This is a genomic window from Okeania sp. SIO2B9, from assembly GCF_010672505.1.
In the GTDB taxonomy this organism is placed as follows: domain Bacteria; phylum Cyanobacteriota; class Cyanobacteriia; order Cyanobacteriales; family Microcoleaceae; genus Okeania; species Okeania hirsuta.
This window is the reverse complement of record NZ_JAAHGK010000280.1, coordinates 1-6,792: the sequence shown is the minus strand read 5'-3', so window position 1 is coordinate 6,792 and position 6,792 is coordinate 1. Positions and strand designations below refer to the sequence as shown.

Here is a 6,792-nt window from a genome sequence, read left to right as displayed (position 1 = left end):
TTCACAAATAGTTGGTAACTGATGAAGTCAAATGAAGTCAAATAATAAGCTGAAATTACTGTATAGTAAAAGTTTTAAGTACCTAAAATATCACTTCTGACTTTTAACTTCTGACTTATGATTTTTGAATTTTGACTTTTGACTTTAGTGAAACGATATGAGGACTTGGTTTTCTAGTAGTCGCGATCGCTAAAACTCCCACAACTTTAATACCTGCTTTCTGCAAAACCTTAATTGCAGAATTCACCGTTGCACCTGTTGTATAAATATCATCTACTAACAACACTAAACTACGGGGACGACTCCTGCGGAAATCTTTCCCTACAGTAAAAGCATCCTTAACCGTTTTCAACCTCTCTCCCCTGGACAAACCAAATAATGCTTGGGTCTGCTTCACTCTTTCCAGGCCATTTCGCCGTAACTGCAAACCAGTCAATTCACAAAAGCTTTTTGCCAATAATTCCGCTTGATTAAAACCTCGCTCTTTCAGCTTTTTTTTGTGCATCGGAATGGGTACAACGACGATTTTGTCAAGAGTTGTTGTCCCTACTTGCCTTTTGGAAACTGGGGAATTTAACCATCCATCCGCTAACCAATGTCCCAAAGGTATTGCTATTTGTGGGTTATCCTGATATTTCATGGCAGCGATCGCTCGTTTGAGACTATCTTTATACTCGCCCCAGATAAATACTGGAATTTTTCCGGGAAATGTTTGTCCTCCATGAGGAAATTGACATTGCCAAACTTGTCTTTCGCAATATTTACAGAACTCTCTGTCTGCTGGTCTCTGACAAAGAGGACAGTTATACTTAAGAAATATATTCAGAAATGGTTTAAGTATTTTTTTCCAGAGAAATTTAATCATTGTGAAAACCTTTAAAAAGTCTAAAATATTAAATATAGCAATATAATTTTAGTTGTGAGATATTGTAGACTTTTGTTTTAGGGAATAGGGAATAGGAAATAGGGAAGAAATGAAGACATAAAGAATAACTATATTCTATGCTTTAAAGTAACACCTCAATTATCACATCTGATTCCTGATTGCTATAGTTTCTTATGTTTATCTGTTAATAATTTACTATTACTCTGATACAAAATTATTTACTGATAGAATTATAGAATTAGAGTTAGGTAAAAAGATGTTGGATACTGAGCAACTAGGTAAATCTAGAGACTACTATTACTTTTAACATTTGATGTCAGCAAATCAATAGTTTTGTGCATAAGTTTTACTGGCTAGATAAAATTAAATCCTCAGACTGGAAAACAGTGGGAGAAAGAGCTTTTTATTTAGCTCATCTCATGGAGCAAGGTTATCCAATTGTTTCTGGTTTTGTCATTCCGGCAAATAGTTTTTGGCAATTTTTACAATGTATTGATTGGTCTGACCCATTATTACTTGAATTCCCCAATTATGCCTTGCATTTTAATGTCAATAACTATCAGCAATTACAACAAATTTCTCAATCAATTAACTACAATATTGCATCTACTGATTTACCATCAGACTTATTTTTATCTCTAGAGTCTGCGATTAAAAATCTCAATGCCGAAGTATTAATTTTTCAGCTTGTCTTAGCATCTCCTCGCCTAAAAACTTTAGGCATATTAGAACCAATAATTTGTCAAGCTATACCGGAAGAGTTTGTCCCAGGAATTAAACAAGCTTGGGCAGAAATATTTAATGCTAAAAGTTTATTATATTGGCATAGTCAGCAAGTTGAAATTCCACAACTTCAACCAGTAGTTATAGTACAACCCATACAGTCAGCGATCGCTTCGGGAAATATTAAAGCTTTTACTAATAGTTGGGAAATTCAAGCAACTCATGGTTTAGGAGTATCTATTGAACTGGGACAAGTTATACCTGATTCTTATATTATTTCTGCTGAAAATTGCACCGTAGAAAACAAGAAATTAGGTAATAAAACTATCGTTTATAACCCTGATGCAAGAATTGTTAAAGTGAGCGATACAGATACATGGCAAGGAAATTATCATACTCAAATTCCTTTTCCCAAAACTTTAGCAGCACTGCAAATTTTTTTATTGCCAGAAAAAATACAAAAAGAATTTGTTTTAGAGGAAAAGCAATTACAATCATTAATTCAATTAACTCAGGGTATAGTCAATAGTATCGGTACTAATTTCGGAGTAAAATGGAGTTTTTCTCAAAGGTCTAATGATGCAAAAATTGAACTCTTAATCACAGATTTTGAAAGATTTCCACAAGAGGATAAAACTTTGGCAAAATTGCCACAATCAGCAAAAGAAGAAAAATCAATATCTATTCCTAATACTGAACATCCTATTGTCAAAGACATAGTAGCATCATCAGGAAAAGTAACAGCTAAAGCTATAGTTATTAAAAATATTCCTCCAGAAGTAGAAGAATTTCCTGATAGAGCAATTTTAGTTGTGCCTGTAATTATTCCCAGTTATTTACCATTACTGAAAAAAGTTTCTGGAATTATTTCTGAACAGGGTGGCATCACAAGTCATGCTGCAATTTTAGCTAGAGAAATTGGGATTCCTGCTATTGTAGGAGCGACTAATTCTACTAATATAATTAAAACAGGTGACCATTTATTAATTGATGGTAATAATGGGGAAGTACATTTGGCAAAAGAAGATAATTATTATCCTCATAAACTTGAGATGCCAGTACTAGAAAATTCTCTTAAAAATCAAAATTTACCGCCAATAGGAACTAAACTATTCGTTAATCTCAGTCAAATTAATTCAATTAAAAAAATTCAAGATTCACAGATAGATGGAGTAGGATTATTACGGTCAGAGTTAATGGCTATTGAACTGTTAGAAAATCATCATCCTTTATGGTGGATACAACAAGGCCGTCAATCAGAATTAGTCAGTCTAATGGTGGAAAAACTTAGTCAATTTGCTGCAGCTTTTACTCCTAAACAAGTCTTTTATCGTTCTCTTGATTTAGGATTATTTAACTCTAGCGATCGGGAAAAAACATTTACTAAAATTCCAGAAGAATTTATAACTAATTATTCTGGAAACCAAGATAATCAGACCGAGGCAAATCTTCATAATCATCGGACTAATTATTCTAATCCTATACTAGGACGACATGGTATCCGCTAGACAAATGGTTAGGAGACTATACTCAAGCTGGCTTTTTTGCCTTTATTTACAAAATAAGAGGATACGGATGGATTTTTAATTGGTTTTTCGCTGTAGAAAAGTCTAATCCTATCATTGTAAAAATTAATCAAAAGTTAACTTCTTTTTATCGTGATCATGAGTTTTACCATAGTGGTACAACAATAGAGTTGTCGCTAAATAAAGAGAAAAAATAACTCTAACCTAGACAGAGCAATAATTCTAAGTATTTTTGATATCTCATAGCTACAATCCTTACATAACAAGGCTTTTGGGATTTTTTAAAATTATAAAGCGACAAGTCTAATAGCGAAAAAAAGACTTAAGTTTTTGCAGTTATTTTTTAATAGGAAATATAAAACAACTAGATTTTGGTCTTCATGGATTGTCAGGAAAAATTTTAAAGTTTATCCCTATTTTATTTTTCACTTCATATTTGCTAATTTAATAAATTCAGATCGAGAACTTTTGGAACTATATAAAAAAATGATGAAAAATAACCTTCAACTTAGAGAAAAAGAACAAGACTCTCAAGAGCAAGACAGATTTGGACTAATTATGTTCTGTATTTCCCTGATCTTTCTTGTGTTTGCCTATGGAGTAGCTGTTGGTAAATATAGGGTTTTCCCCTATAAAGTCATTAATAAAGTAACTTCTGTTGCGGAAAAAGGTCTCAAACAATTTCGTGAAGATACCAAAATTGAGCTACCTTGGTATTTAAAGCGTTTGGATAGTCCATACCCACAAGCAATTCTTAATACCAACAAGGCTTACCCAGGTTTAAATTTACTCACCGGTTTTTCAGACAAAAACACCAAACTATTAATACAGATCCTTGACATGGATGGCAATATACTCCATGAATGGGATGCTGACTGGAAAAGAATCCTGCCTAATCTTGAATACCTTCCCGAACGAAAGATTCCTAAATCCAGACCAGGCACGACAATTCATGGAATAGTCATGATGGAAAATGGAGATATTGTGTTCAACTTTTCCGAACTTGGTCTAGTTCGTTTAGATGTAAATGGAGATGTAGTATGGTCGCTACCTTACTCAACTCACCACTCTGTTCACTTACATGATGACGGAAATCTTTGGGTTTCAGGGCAAAAGTTTCATGAAAAAGATGACGTTGAAGCGATTTCTCGTTTTCCGAATCGTAAACCTCCTATTTGGGAATATACAATTATAGAAGTATCCCCAGATGGTAAAATCTTAAATGAGTGGTCAATTCCAGAAATCCTGCGCCAAAACGGTTATTTAGGACTGCTTAACCTAGGAACCCTCAAGAACTGGGAAACAATAGTAGGAGGTGATGCTGATGTACTCCATGCCAATGATGTCAAGCCATTTCCGTCCGATCTTGAGGAAGGTTTCTTTAAGCGTGGGGATATTATGGTCTCTCCAAGAAATATCAATACAGTCTTTGTTTTCAATAAAGAAACTGAAAAGATTAAGTTTGTTAGCACAGGTTTGTTTGTCAGACAACACGATCCCGATTTTATTGACGGTAACACTTTTTCAGTCTTTGATAACAATAACAGTGCGCCAAAATCAGCAAATCCTCAAAGTCGTATCTTGCTTATATCAGCTCCAGAAAATGAAGTGGAGGTCTTTTTTGAAGGTACTAAAGATACGCCTTTTTTTACAGAAGTCTGTGGCAAAAACCAGTGGCTACCCAACGGGAATGTTCTGATTACAGACTGTGTAAATGGTAGAGCATTTGAGGTCAACCGTGAAGGAGAAATTGTCTGGCAATATTATAACTATGTTAATGAAGGAATGGTAGGAATAGTTTCGGAAGTGCAGCGCCTGCCCCTCAAATATGAACAAATTTTTCGCAAGGACAAATAAGCTAAAATCATTTCAAGTAGTTTTTAACAAGTAGAAACCCTAACTCAATTTGGATATAAAAAAAATGAAACAGGTATTGACATTTGTAGAGTTATTTCTGGCCTCCCTATTTCTTGTTCTCACGATCTCCCACCCTGCCATGGCCTATGTGGGACCAGGAGCTGGTCTCGCCGCCATTGGTGCTTTTTTTGCCCTTGTTGCAGGTATTATTGCAGCTTTGTTTGGCTTTTTGTGGTATCCCATTAAGCGACTTCTACGGAAACGTAAGCAATCTAAAGAAGAAGAAAATGATCGTCAAAAAGAGGAGGCACAATGAGCCACTGGATAGGTGCTACTTTATTTGTTGTTGGTTTCCTCATATTAGTCCAAAGTTTCCAGCTAGTTGAAAAGAGTAAAAAGACAACTGCCATGGGGGGTCGTTCTTTGGATATAATTCGTTCTTCTCAGCTCAGTGAAGAGGAAAAAGAATCCTTACTACAAAAAAATGCTAAAGATTTGTTTGGATTATTTTTTATTCTTGCTTTTGGTGGAATAGTATCTGTTATCCTACCTCTTGGACTACTATGGTTAGCTGAAAAGTTGGGTTGGCTATCTCTAGATGCTGTATTTAAAACCCTTCTTTCGCCAGTCTTTTTGATTCTCAGCACTATCCTAGCTGTAGTAGTGTTGTTTGTTAAACCTTCTCAGACCCAAAAAACTTGGCAACAATCTAATGGTGAAGCATCAAGTCAGGTTCAAGCTAGTAATTTTTCTGGACTTGATCGAGCATTGTACTATCTGGCATTTAATACTTCTACTGCTCAGATAGCATTGGCAGATATGGAAGATTCCATGTTTGCCAAAGAACTATCCTCTTGTCGCATTGAGCGACCAGTTTTTATCACTGCACTTCCGCGAGCAGGAACAACTTTATTGCTTGAATGTTTTGATAGTACGCCAGAGTTTGCGACTCATTGTTATCGGGATATGCCATTTGTATTAATTCCTTGCCTATGGGATCGTTTCTCAAAATCTTTTCAGAAGAATATTGAGTCCCAAGAAAGGGCACATGGTGATGGGATGCAAGTCACCCCAGATAGTCCAGAAGCATTAGAAGAAGTAGTATGGAAAACATTCTGGAAGCGACATTATCACAAAGATCGTATTATTCCTTGGGAGAATGAAACAGATCGAGAATTTGAGGATTTTTTCCGCAGTCATATGCGTAAGATTATCATGCTGCGCAAGCAAGTAGATGCAGAGGGGGTGCGTTATGTTTCAAAAAATAACCTCAATATTGCCCGAACAAAGCTGCTGAATCAACTATTTCCTGATTCAATTATGATAATTCCTTTCAGAGATCCATTCAATCATACTGCCTCGTTATTAAAGCAGCATCGTAACTTTCTTCGTATTCATCAAGAAGATAGCTTTGCCTCAGACTATATGCGAGCAATTGGTCACTATGATTTTGGAAAAAATCTCTGTCCTGTTGACTTCGATAGTTGGTTTGAGAAAAGGGAGTCGAAAGAGGCTGATTCTCTTGCTTTTTGGTTAGAGTATTGGGTTGCTAGTTACAGACATCTTTTAGCACAGAGAAGTAATTTTCTGAATTTTCTTAACTACGATGCTTTCTGTGAAAATCCTGAACATGGGTTGAGGATATTAGCGGAGGTCGTAGATAGTTCTCATCCAGAAACATTAATGGCATCAGCAACTAGTATACACCATCCACGACCCAAGGATATTGATACCAGTATGGTATCTAGTTCGCTCTTAGAAGAAGTAAATCTTATTTACGAACAGTTGAAAGAGAAATCT

At 35.5% G+C, this 6,792-nt stretch carries 5 protein-coding genes; 4 read left to right on the top strand and 1 reads right to left on the bottom strand.

Annotation, left to right across the window (positions count from 1 at the left end; translation table 11 throughout):
* Positions 1–115 precede the first annotated feature (115 nt).
* Complete coding sequence (locus tag F6K13_RS12120; protein WP_124146346.1) at positions 116–865, bottom strand: ComF family protein; 750 nt, start codon at positions 863–865, stop codon at positions 116–118.
* A 356-nt stretch (positions 866–1,221) separates the two neighbouring features.
* On the opposite strand from F6K13_RS12120, the gene F6K13_RS12115 reads away from it, so the two are divergent.
* The 4 genes from F6K13_RS12115 to F6K13_RS12100 form a co-directional block, all read left to right on the top strand.
* Positions 1,222–3,117: a PEP-utilizing enzyme gene (locus F6K13_RS12115; protein ID WP_287287475.1), complete on the top strand. Its 1,896-nt coding sequence runs from the start codon at positions 1,222–1,224 to the stop codon at positions 3,115–3,117.
* Between the two features lie 504 nt (positions 3,118–3,621).
* Positions 3,622–4,992, top strand: coding sequence for an arylsulfotransferase family protein (locus F6K13_RS12110; protein WP_124146558.1), 1,371 nt, complete (start codon positions 3,622–3,624; stop codon positions 4,990–4,992).
* A gap of 64 nt (positions 4,993–5,056) precedes the next feature.
* Positions 5,057–5,308: a hypothetical protein gene (locus tag F6K13_RS12105; RefSeq protein ID WP_287240656.1), complete on the top strand. Its 252-nt coding sequence runs from the start codon at positions 5,057–5,059 to the stop codon at positions 5,306–5,308.
* Positions 5,305–6,792 (top strand): sulfotransferase (locus tag F6K13_RS12100; RefSeq protein WP_287287474.1); only part of this gene is annotated, 1,488 nt, incomplete at its 3' end. The genes F6K13_RS12105 and F6K13_RS12100, both read left to right, overlap by 4 nt.